This is a genomic window from Pedobacter sp. MC2016-15 (assembly GCF_026239695.1).
In the GTDB taxonomy this organism is placed as follows: Bacteria; Bacteroidota; Bacteroidia; order Sphingobacteriales; family Sphingobacteriaceae; genus Pedobacter.
In genome coordinates this window covers 145,621-166,327 of record NZ_JAPIVS010000006.1, presented here as the reverse complement: position 1 = coordinate 166,327, position 20,707 = coordinate 145,621, and the positions used below count along the sequence as shown (strand labels likewise).

The 20,707-nt window shown below is 42.3% G+C and carries 20 protein-coding genes; 10 read left to right on the top strand and 10 right to left on the bottom strand.

All coding sequences use genetic code 11. The features are described 5' to 3' along the window. Window positions 1-3: 3 nt before the first annotated feature. The 4 genes from OQY15_RS17915 to OQY15_RS17900 form a co-directional block, all read right to left on the bottom strand. Window positions 4-2,202 carry a TonB-dependent receptor gene (locus OQY15_RS17915; protein WP_265793283.1) on the bottom strand — a complete coding sequence of 733 codons (2,199 nt, stop codon included), beginning with the start codon at window positions 2,200-2,202 and terminating at the stop codon, window positions 4-6. A gap of 134 nt (window positions 2,203-2,336) precedes the next feature. Beyond that, window positions 2,337-2,711 carry a hypothetical protein gene (locus OQY15_RS17910; RefSeq protein ID WP_265793282.1) on the bottom strand — a complete coding sequence of 125 codons (375 nt, stop codon included), beginning with the start codon at window positions 2,709-2,711 and terminating at the stop codon, window positions 2,337-2,339. A gap of 81 nt (window positions 2,712-2,792) precedes the next feature. Next, entirely contained in the window at window positions 2,793-3,377 is a 585-nt protein-coding gene (locus tag OQY15_RS17905) for a Crp/Fnr family transcriptional regulator (RefSeq protein ID WP_265793281.1), read from the bottom strand. 35 nt (window positions 3,378-3,412) lie between these two features. Beyond that, window positions 3,413-4,528: an acyltransferase gene (locus tag OQY15_RS17900; protein WP_265793280.1), complete on the bottom strand. Its 1,116-nt coding sequence runs from the start codon at window positions 4,526-4,528 to the stop codon at window positions 3,413-3,415. A gap of 108 nt (window positions 4,529-4,636) precedes the next feature. On the opposite strand from OQY15_RS17900, the gene OQY15_RS17895 reads away from it, so the two are divergent. Genes OQY15_RS17895 through OQY15_RS17885 form a run of 3 tightly spaced genes read left to right on the top strand, consistent with a single transcriptional unit; the run spans window position 4,637 to window position 8,356 of the window. After that, window positions 4,637-5,137, top strand: a complete 501-nt coding sequence (locus OQY15_RS17895; protein WP_265793279.1) for a 2Fe-2S iron-sulfur cluster-binding protein — start codon at window positions 4,637-4,639, stop codon at window positions 5,135-5,137. Beyond that, window positions 5,130-6,128, top strand: coding sequence for a xanthine dehydrogenase family protein subunit M (locus OQY15_RS17890; protein ID WP_265793278.1), 999 nt, complete (start codon window positions 5,130-5,132; stop codon window positions 6,126-6,128). Before OQY15_RS17895 ends, OQY15_RS17890 begins: the two co-directional genes overlap by 8 nt. A 5-nt stretch (window positions 6,129-6,133) precedes the next feature. Next, window positions 6,134-8,356, top strand: a complete 2,223-nt coding sequence (locus OQY15_RS17885) for a xanthine dehydrogenase family protein molybdopterin-binding subunit (protein ID WP_265793277.1) — start codon at window positions 6,134-6,136, stop codon at window positions 8,354-8,356. Between the two features lie 3 nt (window positions 8,357-8,359). On the opposite strand, the gene OQY15_RS17880 is transcribed toward OQY15_RS17885, so the two are convergent. Beyond that, on the bottom strand, window positions 8,360-10,180 hold the full coding sequence (locus OQY15_RS17880) for a sugar-binding domain-containing protein (protein ID WP_265793276.1): 1,821 nt from the start codon (window positions 10,178-10,180) through the stop codon (window positions 8,360-8,362). 230 nt (window positions 10,181-10,410) lie between these two features. Here OQY15_RS17880 and OQY15_RS17875 point away from each other — a divergent pair, with 230 nt between their 5' ends. Genes OQY15_RS17875 through OQY15_RS17865 form a run of 3 tightly spaced genes read left to right on the top strand, consistent with a single transcriptional unit; the run spans window position 10,411 to window position 11,911 of the window. Continuing rightward, the gene (locus OQY15_RS17875) at window positions 10,411-10,920 is read left to right on the top strand and encodes a GNAT family N-acetyltransferase (protein ID WP_265793275.1); all 510 of its coding nucleotides are present in this window, start codon (window positions 10,411-10,413) and stop codon (window positions 10,918-10,920) included. After that, window positions 10,917-11,417: a MarR family transcriptional regulator gene (locus OQY15_RS17870; protein WP_265793273.1), complete on the top strand. Its 501-nt coding sequence runs from the start codon at window positions 10,917-10,919 to the stop codon at window positions 11,415-11,417. Before OQY15_RS17875 ends, OQY15_RS17870 begins: the two co-directional genes overlap by 4 nt. A 5-nt stretch (window positions 11,418-11,422) precedes the next feature. After that, window positions 11,423-11,911 carry a GNAT family N-acetyltransferase gene (locus OQY15_RS17865; RefSeq protein WP_265793272.1) on the top strand — a complete coding sequence of 163 codons (489 nt, stop codon included), beginning with the start codon at window positions 11,423-11,425 and terminating at the stop codon, window positions 11,909-11,911. Here OQY15_RS17865 and OQY15_RS17860 read toward each other — a convergent pair. The 3 genes from OQY15_RS17860 to OQY15_RS17850 form a co-directional block, all read right to left on the bottom strand. Continuing rightward, window positions 11,843-13,123 (bottom strand): MFS transporter, encoded by a 1,281-nt coding sequence (locus OQY15_RS17860; RefSeq protein WP_265793271.1) that lies wholly within the window; start codon window positions 13,121-13,123, stop codon window positions 11,843-11,845. The genes OQY15_RS17865 and OQY15_RS17860 overlap by 69 nt on opposite strands. A gap of 152 nt (window positions 13,124-13,275) precedes the next feature. Then, window positions 13,276-13,926 carry an HNH endonuclease gene (locus OQY15_RS17855; protein WP_265793270.1) on the bottom strand — a complete coding sequence of 217 codons (651 nt, stop codon included), beginning with the start codon at window positions 13,924-13,926 and terminating at the stop codon, window positions 13,276-13,278. Between the two features lie 3 nt (window positions 13,927-13,929). Next, entirely contained in the window at window positions 13,930-15,141 is a 1,212-nt protein-coding gene (locus tag OQY15_RS17850; protein ID WP_265793269.1) for an AAA family ATPase, read from the bottom strand. A 546-nt stretch (window positions 15,142-15,687) separates the two neighbouring features. On the opposite strand from OQY15_RS17850, the gene OQY15_RS17845 reads away from it, so the two are divergent. From OQY15_RS17845 to OQY15_RS17830, 4 genes are all read left to right on the top strand, one after another. Next, the gene (locus OQY15_RS17845) at window positions 15,688-16,308 is read left to right on the top strand and encodes a hypothetical protein (RefSeq protein ID WP_265793268.1); all 621 of its coding nucleotides are present in this window, start codon (window positions 15,688-15,690) and stop codon (window positions 16,306-16,308) included. Between the two features lie 10 nt (window positions 16,309-16,318). Further along, complete coding sequence (locus OQY15_RS17840; protein ID WP_265793266.1) at window positions 16,319-17,098, top strand: hypothetical protein; 780 nt, start codon at window positions 16,319-16,321, stop codon at window positions 17,096-17,098. Between the two features lie 432 nt (window positions 17,099-17,530). Beyond that, window positions 17,531-17,731, top strand: coding sequence for a helix-turn-helix transcriptional regulator (locus tag OQY15_RS17835; protein WP_265793265.1), 201 nt, complete (start codon window positions 17,531-17,533; stop codon window positions 17,729-17,731). 16 nt (window positions 17,732-17,747) lie between these two features. Continuing rightward, the gene (locus OQY15_RS17830) at window positions 17,748-18,011 is read left to right on the top strand and encodes a helix-turn-helix transcriptional regulator (RefSeq protein WP_265793264.1); all 264 of its coding nucleotides are present in this window, start codon (window positions 17,748-17,750) and stop codon (window positions 18,009-18,011) included. On the opposite strand, the gene OQY15_RS17825 is transcribed toward OQY15_RS17830, so the two are convergent. Both OQY15_RS17825 and OQY15_RS17820 read right to left on the bottom strand, forming a co-directional pair. Beyond that, on the bottom strand, window positions 18,003-19,247 hold the full coding sequence (locus OQY15_RS17825; protein WP_265793263.1) for a glycosyltransferase family A protein: 1,245 nt from the start codon (window positions 19,245-19,247) through the stop codon (window positions 18,003-18,005). The genes OQY15_RS17830 and OQY15_RS17825 overlap by 9 nt on opposite strands. A 55-nt stretch (window positions 19,248-19,302) precedes the next feature. Beyond that, window positions 19,303-20,550, bottom strand: a complete 1,248-nt coding sequence (locus tag OQY15_RS17820) for a hypothetical protein (RefSeq protein WP_265793262.1) — start codon at window positions 20,548-20,550, stop codon at window positions 19,303-19,305. Window positions 20,551-20,707: the final 157 nt, after the last annotated feature.

Here is a 20,707-nt window from a genome sequence, read left to right as displayed (position 1 = left end):
TTATCATTGATTAGTTTTAAACTGGAAAGGCACTTTAAGTGATAGAATGATGTTTCTTCCGGCTTCAGGAAGTTCGATCAGCCGGTAAAAGCTCGTGTGGTTGAGGTAGCGGGTGTTCAGCAGATTTTGGGCCTGAAGACTGATGATCAACGGCTGTTTACCGGCCATCAACTTTGATCCGGCCTGCAGGTTAACGACATTATATCCCGGCGTTTTTTTCTCAGGAGGTACAATGTTGTTCTGGGCAGCCGTAATGCGGTAGTCGACAGACAAATAGCTATTCTGTAAACTGCCTTTGATCTTTGGCGACCAGGTAAGGTTAAACAACGCCGAGGCAGGTGGGGAGAAGGGTAGAGTATATCCTTCCTTATCACCAGACAGCTGCCTGGCGTGTAAATATTCTCCCAATACTTCTGTACTCAGTTGTTCAAAGATTTTGTATTTCAGCTGTAGCTCGCCACCATAGCGGTTTACCTTGCTTTGCGCATACTGAAAGACCTGGTTTCCTGCCCCATAAAAGTAGTCATGTGCTGAAGTAGGATTCAGATAGATGTAGTTGGGAAAATAGTTGAAAAATGGACTCAGCTGTACCGACCAGCGATCTGTGGTCCAGGCCACACTCAGGTCTGCCTGGTATGACTGTTCAGGGGACAACTGTGTATTCCCACGCTCATAGCTGAAATAATGATAGTTCACGCCGTTGGCACCCAGTTCTTTGGCAATAGGCATCCTGAAACTTTTGCCCAGGTTTGCCCTCAGGCTGAAACTTCCCTCCGGGTTGTAATTAAGTCCGGCCGACCATACTACGCTGTTAAACGTTCTGAGAAGGTTTTCTGCCCTGGTCAGCTTTTCCACAGTGCTTACTCCATCAGTCGTCACAGTAGAATTGAACCAGTCCTGATAGGCAAACATGTTGATCCGGCCATAATCATACCTCAGCGCAGCATGCAGCAATACCGTCTCGCTCAGTTTATATTTGTCGTATGCAAATGCACCAGCGGTAGTCTGCTTGAAGGCTGGCACCAGAAAGCTCCATCCATATATTTTATTGTCCTGATGCTCCAGGTTGGCGCCAACTTTCAGCTCATGTCTGCCCAGGCTGATATGATCCCGCAGGTTTAAACTGTATACGCGCTTGTCAAACTCCCTTTCCAGATCAATTGGAATTTGTAAGTCGGAAGGATAAACCGGCGGCATATAGCCATGATTGACATACTGACTAAACTCCTGTCTGAAATTGTGCTGAAAGCCCGCCTCCAGCTCCAAACGCTGTCCCGGTAATTGGTATTCGGTATGGTTAAGTATCTTAAAATGGTTTACTTCCTGGCTCGGCAGCAGGATGTCGCGGCTGGACCGGTCATGTAAAACCTCATCTACCCGTCTGGGCTCTAAACCGTGGGCATTGGCAAAAAAGCCGCTTTTACTAAATGTGTTACTCAGGTAAAAGATCGAACGAAAGCGCTCGTCTACATACCCCGTACCCAGGTGTAAGTTTAATTCTTTTCCTGCTGTATTGCGCAGCTGGTTGTTGTGCAGGTTTACCACATAATCATATACATATACCCGGTCGGTAGGCACCCGGTAATCCCCATAATCCTGATAGGTTGCTCTGGTGTCAAAAAACCAGTGCTGCTTTCTTCCATACAAGTTCAGGGAAGTGCCGTAAAGGTTGTTGTTGGTCTTGCCTGTCAGATCTACAGAGCCCCCAAAAGTATTTGGAGCAGGCAGTGCTGCAGGTTTTATATCTATGGCTCCGCCAATTGCATCAGAGCCATATACAAATGACGCAGCTCCCTTGAGCAGCTCAACCTCGCCAACAGCAAACTGGTCGATCTCCAAACCATGGTCTGCACCCCATTGCTGCCCCTCATGTTTTACACCCTTATCCACTACGACAACCCTGTTAAATCCCAGCCCCCGGATCAGGGGTTTAGACTGCCCGGAACCGATGCCTATTGTTTTGATACCCGGCAATCTTTCAAGTGTCTTCATCAGACTTCCTCCCAGATTCCGCTGGATGAATGCCGGAGTTACGATTTCCACATTTAGCGATTCTTCCTGTTTGCGGATATCGATGTGTTTGTCTCTGACTTTTACTTCTTTCAGCTGACGATCAGGGCTTTTTTTGGTAGTATCGCGGTCTTGAGCAAGGGCTATTATGCTTGAAAACAGGGGTATAAGTACAATAAAAATTTTCTTCATGCAGAATGAAGTTGAAAGCATAGGAGCAAACAATGGCGCAGGCTGCGTTAGAAAAAACGCGTACCATGGCAAAGGCTGGCTCTGAGATGAATGGAAAAAAATAAATTAGATAGGGCTACAGAACCTTGAAAAGGTTATAGCACATAAAGGGTTTTTACCTGGGCAAGGATTGTGGGCGGGCCTTTATTGGTAAAGCCCTGAAGGGTAAATTTGTAATTACCTATAAATGCTTCTCTCTTGTAGCTGATAGGTTCCGGTAAGGAAATGAATACCACCAGCTCTTGCGAAAGATGCAAGTGTTTGCTTTGTTTATGTGTGAAGTAGTCGCAAATCTGACATTGATCCGAGTCAGAGACTGTATCTTCGTCATTCGAAGATTGTTCGGTTTGTACCGCACGGTTGTGACGGTGGACTGCCTGAACAACAGTAATAGAAAGAAACAGCAGCACCAGGAACAATCCGCCCAGCTGATGACATTTCTGAAGTATATTTCTACCCTGCTTTTTCAAATCGCATCAAAGTTGCATTAAAACATTTGATTTGACAAATCTCTTTTAAATTAATTTTCATCAGGCATTAAAATAAGCTCCCTACAAATTCTTGTCCTTCCGCATCATGCTCAGAAAGGCTGCGGTAATACCGACATAACTGGCGATATGCTTTTGAGCGATTCTCTGTTCCAGCCCAGGGTACTGCTTGCGAAACTGGAGATAACGCGCTTCAGCAGTTTTAGATAAGTTGGAGGTGATACGGCGCTGATACATCTCAAATCCGTTTTGTGTAAGTATCCTGAAAAACCGTTCAAATTTTGGAACCTTAACAAATAACTCTTCAAGTTGCTGTAAACTGAGATAGCATACTTCAGTATCTTCCAGTACCTGAATGTAATTCATGGCCGGTTTTTCCTTAAAAAAACTCACTATATCACAGGCCCACCAATTTTCGGGATAGAAACAGATGGTATGTTCATTGCCCTCCTGATCAGTGTTAAACATACGCAGGCATCCCTTGTTTACGAAATAGATATTCCTGTCAATCTCTCCTGCCCGCAGGAGAAAAGTGCGTTTAGCAATTGTTTGATATTGCAGCAGAGCCAGCACTTGCTCCTTTTCATCAGGAACAAGTGTGATATGCATTGCGAAGTTAGATAAGATCAGTTCAGACATCATTTCCATACCACAAATCTAGAGGGCTTAAAGCAGGAAAAAGTTCAACTGGTTGAAGGTTTTCGTTTCTGCAACCACTTACGTACCGGCTCATCATACCACTTTAATGCAACATAAGCCAAAGCAATCGAGCCTGTTAAAATCAGCAAAGCATAAGGCCATACATCTGCAAGGGTAACCCCCTTGTGATTACTGATCCAGGCAACGTAAAAGTACACCAGCGGATAATGTACCAGGTAGAGCGGATAGGAGATATTACCCAGAAACTTACAGATCCGGTGTTCCCTCTGACTTTGCATCAGACCGCTGGCACCAAGGTATACGATCAGTGGAAAAACGATGATGATACAAACAGATTCGTAGATCCCGTTCATCCAGAGATGCTCAGCATCGCCAATCCGTGGCATATAGAGTACAGCAGCTATCAAAAGACTGCACCATAAAAAAGCATTTTTGATTTGCGTAGGTTTTGCGATACGTGAGAGTAACAGACCGGCAAAAAACGGATACATCGTGCGGGTAAGCCCAACACGGACCTGCTCTGCGTTGAGTGTCCAGCCCCCACTGACATCCCCATTTGTAATCGCCAGATGTGTCAGCGCGACTGCAGCCAGAGCTACCAGGATGCCCAAGGCTTTTGTAGAGAACTTCCTGATCCAAACCGCATAAAGGATATTGGCGATGTATTCAAAAAATAAGGACCAGCCTACACTGTTCAGCGGGTGCATCTCCTCCCAGCCGCGGATATCCAATGATAAAGGTACAGGCAGGATGGTATAACCAATCAGCATCACCAGCAACATCTTCCACAGGGGAACAGTATGAATAAGTGGCCATAGTGTAGAATCCGTAAAATAAAAGCCTAGCGCTCCGAGCGTCATCCCTAAAATCACCATGGGCTGCAGACGTATGATCCGGCGTTTGAAAAAACTTCCTGCCGTCATGGTATCCCAGCGGCCGTCATAGGCATAGCCCATAACGAAACCTGATAACAGGAAGAAAAAATCCACAGCCAGATAACCGTGGTTAACCAGGATGTCAAGGTGACCGGTGGCCAGTGGCTCGCTCAGGTGAAAGGTGACAACGATGATGGCAGCAACGCCACGGAGACCGTCTAAAATAGGATAGTGTGGCCTCGTTGCCCGTTCAATGTTGCTCATTAATACGTTTTATATGTTGGTTACCAATTATGACTGGCTCAAAATACAAAAACAAAATTTAAAACATCTACACTTTTTATTGGTTAAACAAGCAAAATCCCCTTCGTTATGCATACTGAAACACTAACACAAACCTATCCTGTAACCACAGGTACGCTCCGTGAAATCACCCTGCGTATCAATGGTGAAGAGCGCAGACTTTCTGTACTGCCCTATGTCAGTTTACTGGACGCCTTACGTGAATATCTTGATCTTACCGGCACAAAAAAAGGCTGTGACCATGGTCAGTGTGGTGCTTGTACAGTGCTGTGCGACGGAAAACGAATCATCAGCTGCCTTACTCTTGCAGTCATGAAGGAGGGAGCAGAGATCACTACCATCGAAGGTATAGACCATCCTATACAGCAAGCCTTTATCGACCATGATGCTTTTCAATGCGGGTACTGTACGCCAGGCCAGATCTGTAGTGCCGTTGGCATGTTGCAGGAAGGAAAAGCAAAAAGTCGCGACGAAGTGAAAGATCAGATGAGTGGCAATCTTTGCCGCTGTGGGGCTAATCAACAAATTATAGATGCCATCATGGATGTAAAAGGAGGAGAAAATGAATAATTTTAGCTACCAACGGGCCGCAACTCTGTCTGATGTTGTCGGTAAATCAACGTTTGTTGCAGGGGGCACCAACTTGCTCGACCTGATGAAATATAACCTCAGCAACGCCGATACGCTGATTGATGTGAATGCGCTGACTGATTTTCATGCTATTGAAGAAGTTCCTGATGGCCTCCGTCTCGGTTCCCTGGCCACGAATGCTGACACTGCTTACGATTCTCTGGTAGAAAACCGTTATCCCTTGCTTTCAAAGGCAATCCTGGCAGGTGCTTCGGCGCAGATCAGAAATATGGCCACCAATGGGGGGAACCTGTTACAGCGAACCCGCTGTTATTACTTTTATGATGCCCATGCTCCATGTAATAAGCGTGTGCCGGGATCAGGCTGCTCCGCCATAAAAGGATATAACCGAAACATGGCTATCCTGGGTACCAGTGATCAATGTATTGCAGTTTACCCTTCAGACATGAGCGTAGCGCTTTCTGCATTGGATGCTGTAGTGAATGTCAGCGGACTGAATGGGGAGCGTTCCATAGCCTTTGAAGATTTCCATCGCCTGCCGGGGGATACTCCTGAAATAGATAATAACCTCCAGCCGGGAGAACTGATTACCAGCATAGATCTTCCGGAAAAAACGTTTACGAAAAACTACTCCTACCTGAAACTTCGCGACCGCAGTTCTTATGCTTTTGCACTGATTTCTGTGGCAAGCGCACTGGAACTGGAAGGGGATACGATTCAGGAAGCCCGGATCGCCCTTGGCGGCGTAGCACATAAACCCTGGCGTGTAAAAGAAGCAGAACAATACCTTACCGGCAAGAAAACCGACAGGCAAAACTTTGCTGCAGCAGCAGATATCATCTTACAGGGAGCTGTAGGATTTGAACACAATGCCTTCAAAATAGAATTAGCTAAAAGAGCAATTATCCGTAACTGTATCATGGCTCTTGATCCATCCACACAATTACCCGGCGCACAGCCTTCAGCATAAGTACCATGGCACAAATAGGACAACCAATCAGCCGTTTAGAGGGCAAATTAAAAGTGACGGGAGCGGCTAAATATTCCGGAGAATATAACGTGCCGGATTTGCTGTACGGTTATGTGGTAAACAGCAGCGTTACCAAGGGCAAAATCGTTACCATACATACCGGTGATGCTGAGGCCTTAACCGGCGTTGTTAAAGTCTTTACCCATTTAAACAGGCCGGGAACAGCCTGGTTTGACATGCAGTATTCAGATATGGATGCGCCACCGGGTGCGCCTTTCCGCCCGCTGCATAACGAGGAGATAAAATTTAACGGGCAACCTATCGCTCTGGTTGTTGCCGAAACCTTTGAGGCAGCCAGACAGGGAGCTTCGATGATCCGCGTAGATTATCAGGAATCAGCATTCGAGACTGACCTGAAGAAACATCTGGACGCTGCACGCGAACCAAAGAAAGGCATGGCAACGATGCTCAAACCACCTCCGCCAAAGCCGACGGGCGATTTTGAAAAGGCATATGCCGAAGCAGCATTCAAAGCATCGGCTGAATTCACCCACGGCACTGAACATCACAATCCAATGGAACTGTTTACCACTACCACATTGTATGATGGCAAGGGAAAACTGACAATCTATGATAAAACACAGGGAACAATCAATTGCCAGCTCTATGTTGGCAATGTCTTTGGCCTGCATTTCAAAAATGTAAGGGTGGTATCTCCCTTTGTAGGTGGCGCCTTCGGCTCCGGTCTGAGGCCTCAATATCAACTGTTTCTTTCTGTGATGGCGGCACTGGATTTAAAACGTCATGTAAGGGTTACTCTGGACCGAAGCCAGATGTTTACCTTTGGGCACCGCCCGCAAACAGTGCAGTATACCCGCTTTGGGGCAACTGCAGGTGGTAAAATTACTGCACTTAACCATCGTTCTGTAGCAGAAACCTCACAATTTGAAGACTATACGGAAAATGTAGCAAACTGGTCGCCCATGATCTATCCGGCCGGGAATACCTTACTGGAACAAAAGCTGGTGCCGCTGGATGTAAATAGCCCCACGGATATGCGCGCACCTGGTGGTTGTACCGGACTTCATGCCATTGAAGCTACCATGGATGAGCTATCCTATAAACTGAAGATCGACCCGCTTGAACTTCGGCTGATCAACTATAGCACTTTTAATACTGCAGAAAATAAACCTTATTCCAGCAAGCAGCTAAAGGAATGTTATCTGCAGGGGGCAGAGCAGTTTGGCTGGTCTAAACGCAGTGCAGAGCCACGTAGCATGCGCAAAGGCCATAAGCTGGTAGGCTACGGCATGGCAACTGGCATCTGGGACGCCATGCAATTGCCGGCAAGGGCCGAAGCGAAGATTACCAAAGATGGAAAACTCCATGTAAAAAGTGCTGTCACTGATATTGGGGTGGGTACACTCACGGTAATGACACAAATCGCAGCAGATGAGTTTGGTTTGCCGATGGAAGATGTGGTATTTTCTTACGGTGACAGTAAGCTACCTTTTGCGCCTATTCAGGGCGGATCTTTTACCACAGCTACTGTAGGAACGGCGATTGTGTTTGCAAGTAAAGCACTGAAAAAGAAGCTGCTCAAAATTGCGAAAAGCAGTAATCCAGGTTTTAAGGATGCCGAGCCTGAAGAGCTTGTTTTTAAAGATGGCTTGATGTTATACAAAGAACACAGTGTAACTCTTCTGGAGCTTGTGGCTGCAAATAAGGATAAGCCTGTGCGCACTACCAATCTGGGCTATCCCCATGCGCTAAAATTAAGAAAATACTCCAGGGCTGTCCACAGTGCTTCTTTTGTAGAAGTGGAAGTGGATGAAGAATTGGGATCGGTAAAAGTTACACGTGCCTTAACCGCCGTTGCCGCGGGGAGAATCATCAATCCAAAAACAGCACGCAGTCAGGTGCTGGGTGGAATGGTCTGGAGTATCAGCAAGGCGCTGATGGAAGAGACCATTCTGGATGCGAACCTGGGGAAATACATGAACCAGAACCTTGCCGAGTATCACATTCCCGTACATGCTGATATCAATGAACTTGATGTCCTTTTTGTGAAGGAAGAAGATAAGGTAATCAATGAGCTGGGCATCAAAGGGGTAGGAGAGGTTGGTCTGGTGGCCATGCCGCCGGCAATTGCCAATGCCATTTACCATGCTACCGGGAAAAGGATCAACCAGTTCCCGATACACTTTGACAAGCTCATTGATCTGTAAATTTTATTTTTGCTGGTTAAGTGTGGAACCTGATTTGATCACCGCCTGGTTTACCTCGCGGATGCGTTCCAGGTCCATTTTCTCCACCTTGCGGTCATAAGTCAGTACCCCATTAACCTCATGCTCTACATCGGTCGTCTGCGTATAAACAGCCACGCTTAGCCCCTTGTAGAGCATGAGCTGTTCAACCTGATCCAGTAACATGACGTAGCGGTCCGTCAGTGCAGATTTGGTGGGTTCATAATCGTAGGCGTTATTTTCTACCGGCCACATATGCCCCCTTACGAAAAGTCCTACGCCCCCAAATTCTCCCAGGGAGGCAGCACGCCTGGCGTCAGGTACAGATGCCTTGTAAGGCCCCACATAGATGTGTGTATCTACAAAGTCGCCGTTTTTTGGATCGCCATAGGCTTTCTGATAACTGGGGTTATTGTTAAAACCGGAGTTGCCGTTTACTAAACGCGAAGGGTCATATTTCTTCAGCCAGTCGGTAATATTCTTCACATCAAAGGCACCCCAGTTCTCATTAAAGGGCACCCAGGTAATAATGGAAGGAGAGTTGTAATGGTCGTCAATCAGTCTTTTGAGCTCCTGTCTGAATGCTTTCCGCGTGTTGAGTGTATCTGCTCCCGGATACCAAATTGCGGGCATATCCTGCCAAACCAGTAATCCCATTTTGTCTGCCCAGTAATAAAAGCGCTGCGGCTCAGTCTTCATATGTTTACGTATCAGATTGTAGCCCGCCTTTTTTGTGAACTCCATATCTGATTTCAATGCTTCTTCAGTAGGTGCCGTCAGAATGCCATCAGGCCAGTAACCCTGATCCAGCAGTCCTACCTGCATGACAAATTCTCCGTTAAGCAAAGGGCGCACAACGCCATTTACCTTTCCAAGTGCCACGTCGCGCATCCCGAAATAACTCATTACTTCGTCAGTAGTTTTTCCATCAGCTGATTTAAGTGAAATTTTCAGATCATAGAGAAATGGTGAGTCTGCCGACCAGGATTTTGGATCTTTGACAGGTATATAAAGTGCCGTCTTTGCATCGCCTTCTGCTTTGGCAACCTCTTTTTTCCCATCAAGCACAATCGCCGAGAGCTTTGAGGGCGAGGAGGCATTAACTTCGATCTTTACCCGTTTTCCTGCTAGGTCAGGCAGGATACGTATGTTCCTGATGTAGGATTTATTTACAGGTTCCAGCCAAACGGTCTGCCATATCCCTGAGCTAAAGGTATAATCCCCTCGCGGCCCGTTTTTTCCCGATGGCGTGCGTCCATCGTTAAGATCCTGTGCTGCCACGACAATGCTGTTGGATCCTTTTGTGAGGAGTGCTGTAATGTTTACGGAAAAGGCATCATAACCTCCGGAGTGGCTGATGGCTTTCTTTCCATTGACAAAGATGGTGGCGTGATAGTCTACCGCATCAAAGTGAAGGATCACATCTTTGCCCTTCCAGGCAGCGGGAACAGTAAAATTACGCTGGTACCACATGTTAATTTCCTGCTTTCTCTCAATACCCGACAGTACCGACTCAGGGCAGTAGGGTACGCGAATTTTTTCAGCACTGGCTGCGAAGGCAATGGGCTTTACAGGGTTCAATGCTGACGGCACTGACTTGCCGCCCTGGTAATTCCAGCTGCCATTGAGGCAAAGCCATTCACTGCGCTGCAGCTGGGGTCTTGGGTATTCATTGAGGGGAATTTCTGCAGACAGCGCTGCTGCTGTCCATTGTGTGGGTAGTTTAGCTTTTTGGGCAAATATGGATGCTGAAGTGATGATCAGCAAAGCTGTTAAAAGGAAGCTGCGGCTAAGGGTTATCGGCATTGTGTGTCCTGCTATTTGGTTTTAGTAAATATATTAAAATACTAATCAAATGAAACTATAGTTGCTTAACCTTTTATCTCCTTTCTTACGAACAGTGCCATTCTCTAACTAAAAACCTGCGTTAATCAGAAACTTCAAAGAGGTGGATCTGTTGAAAATTTATCAGAATAATCTAAAAATGTTTGAACATATGTAGTTATCTACATATATTTGAACATAAATTAAGCAGTATGGAAAACACCCTTATAATCAAACCCATTCTTAACGATCGTTGCGATGAAATCATCGACCTGATCTTGTCCATTCAGCAAAAAGAATTCAACCTGACTATTACTATCAATCAGCAACCTGACTTGCTGGATATAGAAACCAATTACCATCAGGATGGCGGCCACTTCTGGGGCGCTTTCGTAGGTGATGAGCTGGTAGGCACGATTGCACTGATCAACTGCGGGCACAACTCAGGCTGTATCCGCAAGATGTTTGTCAAACCGGAATACCGTGGCAGGGAGTGGGGCACGGCGCAGCAATTGCTGAATACCCTCTTGGCATTCTGTGAACAAAAGCAGATCACACACCTCTACCTGGGTACTGTCCATCAGCTAAAAGCAGCTCACAGGTTCTATGAACGCAATGGTTTTACTGCAATAGAGAAAGCAGAATTGCCGACATATTTCCCGCTTATGCTCACTGATAATATGTTTTTTCAGCTACATGTAAATCAACCTGCCGCAGTATGAATATCATAAACGACCTTGGTATCCTGGCAATTGCCGCACGTCTTCAGCGCCTTGCAGAGCAAATACGCAAGGATGGTGTCCTGATCTACAAAGCTCATGGAATTGATTTCGAACCTAAATGGTTTCCGGTCATCTACACCCTGCATGTTAAACCCGTGCTGAGTGTGGTAGAGCTTTCAGCTGAGATCGGTTATTCGCATCCATCTACGATAAGTTTACTCAAGGAGCTGGAGAAGCAGAAGCTGATCAAGTCCGGAAAGGATAAAACCGATGAGCGGAAGCGCCTGATTCAGTTAACCGAAAAAGGACAATCACTCATCAACCAGATGAAACCTGCCTGGGAGGTGATGATCGCCGCCGCGAGTCAGCTTACAGAAACTGAAAATAACCTGATGAAAGCGATGGAAGAGGTGGAGCGGCAGATGGAGCTGCAGGGCTTTTACCAGCGTGCAAAAGTCATCATGGCAGCAAATGAGTCTAAAAACACTAAATTATAACAACGATGCCCGTTACGCTAAGAAAAATAAAGAAAGAAGATAATGAAGAACTGGCGCGTATTATCCGCGCTTCTTTAGTTGAGTTTGATGTACCTAAAATTGGTACAGTTTACTCTGATCCGGATACAGATAGATTATTTGAGTTGTTTGAAGAAACACCTGCCAGCTGCTACTTTGTAGTAGAAGAGGATGGTGTGCTGATCGGTGGTTGCGGCATATTTCCAACAGATGGATTACCTGCTGGACACGCCGAACTGGTGAAACTCTACCTCAGCACTGCTACCCGTGGCAAGGGATTTGGCAAACTGGTGATGGATAAATGTTATGAAGCTGCCCGGGAAATGGGATATACCCATTTGTATCTGGAATCATTTCCTCAGCTGGCCAAAGCAGTGAGCCTTTATGAAAAGGCAGAATTTAAACACTTAAGTGGTGCTTTGGGTAACTCCGGCCATTTTGCCTGTACCATTTGGATGGTCAAGGAACTTCACTAATTTGTCTACCCTATAAATAAAAAACCAGGCGAGCATTGAAAAGGAAGCCACAGTAAATCCAAGAATACCATAATTTCCTAATGGCATTCCCTGTCCATGTTGAGTTACTACCTGTCCGGCAATTGCTGCTCCAATACCTCCGGCAATTTGCTGGATGGATGAATTTACACTCATGAAAGCCCCGCGATCAGTATGTTGAGGCACTCCTGTTGTTAGCGCCGTTGCAGGGATCATCCTGGATATCATTCCTCCGGATAACAGTATGTTAATTATCAGCACCATAGTGAATGAACTCTGACCCATATGGGTGTAAATGATTACAACCACTATGGTGATGATGATTGCAACTGAAAAAATATTGATCTTTTCAATCTTGTCGCTCAGCCTTCCAATAAATGGCATGATAAAAAGGGAACTAATGCCAGCAATCATCATTAAAAGCGTTAACTGATCGTAACTCATTCCCAGATTGTTCAATGTGAATGAAGTGCTGAAGGGCGACATCATAAAGCTACTAACTGCGATAAGCGCTGTTGCCACATAACATATCCGGTAATTCCGAAATGTTAATGTATGCCATAAATGAGTAAGAGGAGAGGTGTGTTGCTTGACTTTCAGGTGGGCTGTTATGGGCTGCAGCTTAAGAAAAATTGCCGTAAAAGTTAAAACTCCAAGTCCAACAACCAGCCAAAAGGGTGCTTCCCAGCCCCACTTGGAAGCGATGTATATACTTACAGGAACTCCTAAAACCTGGCTTCCGCCTAAGCCCATTTGCACAAAACCCATTACCCGACCCCGTTTTCCGAGACCAAAAATATCAGTAACGATGGCCATTGAAATCGAAGCGATAACACCACCAAATAAGCCTGTAAAGATTCTTGCCGCTATTAGTGTGGCATAAGAATTTGCAAGCGCACAAAAAAATGTACCAATGATGAAACCCAGGTAGAAAAACAGAAGGAGCTTTTTACGATCAAACCGGTCGGCAAACCCTGCTGTCAGTAACCCCGACAGTCCGGCGCTGAACGCATAGGCTGAAACTGAAAAGGCAAATTCCCCGGGCGTCATTTTTAATGACTTCATCAGTAAGTCGCCCAGGGGTGCCATTACCATGAAATCAAGGATGACGGTGAATTGTGTAAGCGCCAGTATCGTGATGACAAATTTTTGGTAGCCAGAAAAATGTGATTGCGTAAGGTCAGAGGAGGACATGTTCAATTATTATATGTATTGCATTCGAGATTTCGATGCAAATTCCCAATATTATATCTGGAATTATCTCTTAGGGTTGCGAACTGGACAAATAGTGTAGTGAAAGGGACAAATCATTGTATCAAGTAAAATAGGTTCGTGTCTGACATCGTTTATTGGAATAATTTGTTAAATCTCAGGTAATCTTTGAACTCTGCATACGAGGCGGAATCATTTTTTAAAATCCAATACTTAAAAGCCAAAAATTCTTTTGTCAATAGTAAACTATCAATGACCCTTTGTTTATTATTGTAATTCTTATTTTGCTTATATCCGAGTAGGAATTTTAAAAAGAGTACATATTCACGGAGAAGATCATTATACAATTCTTTACATCTCACATCCCTGAGGCCATTCTTCCCATTGAATAATTTTTTCAAGAAATTGATCGTTGAAACAATTTGCGGATTTGATTCATCGCCTGCAAGCAGCACTGTTTTTTGTTTTAGATCTAATTGTTGCGTAATTAAAACTTCGATATTATTTGATATAGGGTCAAGAAGGTCATACCTCGCAGATTTTCTGCTGTTGCAATATGCGCAACTTAAGAACAAATTTTTCCACTCATATCGTAAATGAGGGAATTGTAACTGTGACATGTGATGTTCTACCTGAAATGATTTATTAACATATTGTTCGCATATATAACATTTTCTATCCGAATCCTCTAAAAGTGCTTCCTGCACATCTTGACCATTATAAGTATTACGGAGGGGATGGCGAAGTGATGCGGGCACTATTACTCTTTTTCTAACTTTGATCATATCTTAAGCAATTCCAAGTTTTACTTCTAAATACCTACCCTTGATGTGTTGCGGCGTTAATAATTCATTCATTGAAGCAAATTCCTGATCTAGCATCTGGTATTCTGTCTCTTCGGCAATATCTCTTTCATGAGTTATTGATAATTGCTGAAAGCGCTTTAGCTTATCTAATAGAAAGATAGAGTCAGTTTCGACTTCAAAATAACCTTCAGCTAACGCTTCGTAGGAGTACTTAGTCAGATCTGTGTACCTTTCCGCTTTATCCAGATCAAATGCTACAGCGTTGGATACCGAATTCAGCACAAAAGGGGAGTGTGTGGTAATGATAAATTGGATATTAGGAAATATCTTGGTGAGCATCGGCAATAATAATCTTTGGAGTTTTAAGTGTAGGTGAGCCTCTACTTCATCTATCAAAACTATTCCTTCCATCTCATAAGCCTTGGTCAGTGTATTCCGAATTTGCATTTTGATAATCAGATCCGCAACGAGATCTATTATTGTTGAATATCCATCAGATAGTTCTGTGAATTTAAACTCCCTTTCATTTTGAACTATTGTAAAAGTATAATCGTACTCACTAAACCGTAGATCCAGTTTTTTACTTCCTAAAAGTTCTGTGAGCAATATGGTGAAATTATCAAACCAGATTTTGATCTCATCCGCAGAAGCATAGTTATTCTCTTGTCTGGCTAATTTCTCCCGGAGTTTCAGATCTACCAGGAATGTATGAAACTCAGTTATTTTGGGATTAAAAATGGTGGATTTGGCTTTTAAATAGGAGGCAGCGGTCTCCTGAACATAAGACTTATTAGTCTTCATGCCCGCATCGTAATAAGATAATAAGAAATTACCTGCAATCAATTTCTGTTTTAAGTCTTCGATGTTGTTAAAAGTAAGATCAATTGTCTCCGAATCACTTTTACCTTGATTATTCACGCGGTCTTCGTAATTATGTACACCAGCCGTAGGATGATAGATTTCGGCTGGCTCTCTCATTATATTTATATCATTCTCATGCGATAGCGCTTCCCCACTCTCATTCTGTTTAATATGCTGTAGAAAATCTGCAATGGCTGATAATAGAACTGATTTGCCGGCTCCGTTTGTACCAGTCAAAATAAGATGTTTCTTTTCCGAATCATCAATCTCAATGGATAAGTTGTTAAGATGGGAAAAGTTATTTAAGGTGATTTTCGTGATGAAGATGCTCATGTTTTCGAAATTAAGAATCTTTAGAATCGTTAAAACTAGATTGGTTAAGGCACAACAAAAGTAATTAAATATTTTCTTTATTGTTTAATTAAATCTTAATTATTACATTTGTGATGTTAAAATAAATTGAATATGAGTAATTGTTAAACAATATATTAATGTTGTAACATCTCAAAAAAATTGAGGGGGCAGTATCAATTTAGATAGTAGTTCCTGTTTTCACCTATGTAGTATGGATGAAATTACTTGCCGTTATTGGCTCAACTGTCCTTTTGCTGTGTAATACCAAAAGGTAAATTTGTTTAGATGTACGTTCAATGAAGGTATTGAGAAGGTGATCCATAAAATATGAGATATATCTCATATTTTACAATTAGACCATTACGCCATTTATTTTCCTAGAACGACATTTCTAGAATAATTATATAATTAGTATTGAAGATAATTTGGATTATATATCTTCGATACGGAGTCGCCCGACTTTGTAAAAAGGATAAGGAATTGCCGAACCCGAATAAATGAGGCGTTACGTAGTTTTGAAATCTTATGAAAAAAGAAATGTTAAAACTGAACATGAACCCGGCCCAAACAAAAGAAAGGTCGAGTAAAGGACCAATTATATTATTTGGAAATATCAACACCCCCCCACCTTGGGAAGGGGGTGGGGGTGGAGGAACATTCCCTGGTAATGATCCCTTCCCCGGAGGAGATCCCGGATCTGGAGGATCGGGAGGCGGATGCGGAGGTTATGCAGATTGGTTGATCGGAAATTCCACGTTTTCTGACGAAATAATAGATGAAGAAATCAATGATATTAGTCCTACAGATCGAACAATCACATATACATGGGTTCCTTTTAGATCAGTAGCGAATATTTGGAGATTTGAAAGTCGTGAAGTTGCTACACAGCAATTCATTAGCGGTCAGTGGCAATATACTGGGCTCTCACATTTGAGTGTAATTGCAGCAGGTATATTTAGCGGATTTACATACCAATGGTATAATACCCTTTCACCTGTAACTATTGTTACCCCTGGGGTAGCAACCATCAAATTATATTTTAGAATTCGAAGGTTATTATATTGTGGTGGAGCGCCATTTGAATGGGATATCAAATTTACCGATGGCACAACAGATGGATACGCCGAAAAGTCTTTTCAAGTTTAATTGAATCCATATGAAAAACGTTTTTAAAGGTTCTGTAATATTATCAATTGTTGGTGTTACTTTTATTATTTTCGGCTTCATGTCCAGCAGAGTAGATCCAGGATTTAAGGGCATCCATTTTAGTGGGATGTTCCAGTTCTTGGAACCTGGTCGCATTCATCCGGATAGACAATCATTGGATGTATATTATTCCAAAGACTATCTTATTGCAAGAGGCCAACTAAATGTTTACAGTATTGGAAGTTCAATGACCCCTGGAAGTAGTAATGTTTCCGAGGGAAAATTAACCCTTGATACAAGTTATATCTATTACATCTGTAAAAGAGGTGAGAAATTTGGACTTGCTTTCGACTCAGTATCATTCACAACTGGAAAACCCACCCCAGTCAATGTGGATTCAACAGTACAAGCAATTCTAGGCGCTCCTTCCTTTTTTTACAAACTTAGAAGTAAGGGAAAGGATTCAGTAAATATTGTAAGGGATGAGAGCCGGGGTTTATTAGTGGAGAAGTACGTTTATAAGAGGATGGAAATTCAAGAACCAGATTCATTATACTTCTACTTCAGAAAGCAACCGCTTGAGATTTCATTTAATATGAAACAGCCGCGAAAAGATAATATGCACCTTTATAAAGCAAGGGCCATCTGTAATGCAAGTCGCAAAGGAACATTTCCTAATGCCAATTTCGATGTTGCAAAGTTTGAATATTCATTTGAAATCACCGATACAGACGTTCCAATGGGAGAAGTGTCGGATTTGATTCAGAGATTCAAAAGGGCCAATCAATGATTCCAATTAAGTCCTGAGTCATATTCGAATGATTTTTAGAAGTCAGGACTCCTGGAAATACTAATAACAATGTCAATTGTCCAGAAAAGGGATAGAGCAAATCAGCTCTATCCCTTTTTCGCTTTAAAATCAGCAAATATATGTTGTGATCGGGCACTCTAATTATCCCTTAGACTAGTATCAGAAGGGAAGTTTTGTAAATAGTCAAGTGACCCAAAATTTGAAATTAACCTATTCAGTTAATGAACTATTTCCGTTGACAACTAACTGATAAGTGTCTCTTACCTAAATCGATTATCCTTTAATGACTTAACGTTATTCTTGTTAGCTCTAAATAAGTATTATAATACTTTTTTAGAATGACAATTTATACTGTGATTCGTGGGTCAGATGGGGTCAAAACAAAGGAGAGACGAGCATATAATCACACTGTTGAGTCAAAATATCAGGAAACACAGGAAAGAAAAGGGACTGAGTATTCAGCAACTCGCGGATCTGATTGATATTGACAAAAACTTCTATGGCCAAGTCAGTAAGATGGAAAGGGGTTTAGTTAATCCCACGATTTCTATGGTTGCTACAATCGCTAAAGTTCTGGAGATTGATATAACCGACCTTTTAAAGGAAAAGTAAACCTAACAGAAGTATAATGGATGGACCGCTGACAGCTATTGAACAGTATATGGTTGATTACGTTCGAAATCTTCGCAAACAAAACAAATTGTCACAAAAGGAGCTGGGAGAAATATTAGGCGTAGACCAATCATTTATTGCTAAAGTGGAAATGAAGAAAGATGTATCTAAGTATAATGTTAACCACATTAATCAGCTGGCTCTTTATTTCAAAGTGTCGCCAAAAGACTTTCTGCCATCATCACCATTTAGAAGCATGAAACCAAAGAAATCAGTTTGAGATTGACTTCTTTACCCGAAACCGGTAAGGGGTAGGGGTAAATACCAAACTGGAATTTTCAAGCTTTAGCGATCCCTGCTTTATCAAAGCAAAATCCTCAATCCATTGTCTAATCAGTGCTAATCTTGCCTCAGACCCTATCATTATTCCCGGAGTAGTCGTTAAAGAATTTGGCCTTTTCCTACGGATGTATAAGAATTCATCAATGTTCTTCATGGTGTTGAGTATGAAATAACTGTTATATAAAAACTTGGTATCGTTTCCGAACCGTCTTTCCTCTGACAATTTGCCACAATGGTAAAAGCTGGACCTTAAAATTGCAGAAGCGGGGTGTAATAAACAATGACCAGGGCCATAGTCCAATGCTGCCTTTACATCTGCAGGGAATCTTACTGCACGAACTGTTCGATTAAAAGAATCGACACTAATTTCATGAGACCCACATAATTGGCATTGGTATTTATAAATGTAATCAGTCAACATAGCAAACCTGTCAGAGGTTGGAAGATCGTCTGAATCTTGAAAGAAAATAATGTCACTTTCACTGTGGTCAATCAGCCAGTTTCGGATTACATAAGGTCCCACCGGATTTGGTTCAATGCTATAAAAATTAAATAAGGGGAATTTTCTAGACATTTTACTTGAATCCCCTGGCATCAATTGGTCAATGCCTATGTGTACATTGATACCGTTGATATGATCCATGTAAAATAATAAGTTTCGTAAATACAGATTTGATCCACGATGTGGTATAATTACATCAGGTTGAATTGAAAAGCTCAATTCTGTTTCTATAATAGGAATTTGTCTTACCAGGATTTTCGTAAATATTAAGCGGTGAATTATCAGATTATCTAAAATCTCATACAACAAGTTCTTTTTTAGGAATGCACTGTTATGATATCCGGCAATCAGTCGTTTAAAATTTTCAAAGCTGCAGCTGAACGAGTAGATAAACTCTCCGGGGCCTTCTTTATAAAGTGGTAATTCCTGCCGATAAGTTAAAATAACAAATGTATTTTCTTCCTTATCATAGATCTTTTCAAGTGCCTTAATAAGTGCAGCAATATCAGGATCGCGTAAGTCAGTTGGAAAGTCGAATTTCAAAACCAATATGTAATCAAATTTTTCATTGAGGAACTCGAAGCTGAAAAACAGCATATCATAATGATTACGAGGGCCTTGCTTATTCCAAAGGATAACGTGATATAAGGAGTAATCGGATAAAAGTCTCATAATAGTCAGGTTTTAAATGAAGTGAGATCAGGTGTCATGATTTAGTTTACGTCAGTTAGATTATAAGTGCACTATTCAACTTCATTGCCCTGATCACATGATAGCAGCAAATAACTTTCTTTCTTAAATAGCTTAATTTTTCAATCACGACCTGCTGGTTGATAGTAAATAATGATCTTTCGTAAATTATCTGTATGTTAGTTAAGCTTGTAAATGTGCAGTAGGCTTCTACTTCAAGTCCTTTCTCGACAATAATGAAATATTTTTCAGCTATATTCGCCAGTCGGAAATATGATATTAAGGTGGTAGTTCGCTGGTTGTTATGACTGCCCCAGTATATAATGGCGGAAGATAATTTATTATCCGTTGGACAATGTAGAAGCTCGGAGTTCGTATTCTTGAATAGGCTTATATAAAATAGACTATCCTGATAAAATTTAAATATCGAGAGCAACCCCTCACTTATAGAATTAATGAAACAGCCGTGATGAAGCTTCCAGTATAAGTTTAAAAGTGCACAGCAGATGGGACCGTACGAATTGTCTTCAACATAACCAGTAGTCTGGAATCCCCGGCGGTATTCCGGATGAAATCCTGTGAAATTAGCTTCGATGATATGATAATGATTGTTATCATCCAGACCAATATCCCAACCTATCAGGGTGCCAAGAAAGAGTGAGGCCGGAACCTTTGCTAAGAAATGTTTTAAAAATTTTTCGGCATGTACATAAGATTGACTTTCTCCGCTAATTGTAAAAGTTAGTCCATTAATTAAATCTTTGCTAAAGGTATGAATGCGGTATTCCCCTACTAATTTTAATTTTTTCTGTAATATCCATTCTTCATCAAAATCTGGTTTATTACTATAAGATGTTAGAATACCTTCGTAATCGCGTGTTCGATCAAAATTGTTATTTTTTCCAGACCCATGACCCATAGTTGATTTTAAAAAATAATGTTGTTGAAATAGTTCCTCGACTAACGTTTTGCCGCCGGAACTATTTATAAGGGCCGATAAGCTATAAGTTTTCGGCATACATCCCTCAGCATAATGATTAAATACCAGGTATTGCATGTACTTATTTTGCAAATGCCATTGAAATATATGATGTTCATCTATCTGCATATGTCCGATTACTGACCTTACAAAAAAAGCCCCGACCCCGCCAGATAAATCGGAACTTAGGTCGCTATCTTCTTTCAATTCAAATCCTCCCATTGAAGAATGAGCATGCCTGCTATTAGTATCGTAACTGCTAATACCCTTGAGGATGCTTTCAAACTTATTTCCCTGACTAGCCATACCATCGAATTTTTTATTCAATTTACTGACTATAGGCATGGCATAGCCGGATAAATGAACCATAGAATCTTCATCAAACGTTTCGGGACATTTGGAAATCGATCAGGTATTAGTATTAGGTACTTTTATACAAGCTATCCATAACAATGAGATATAT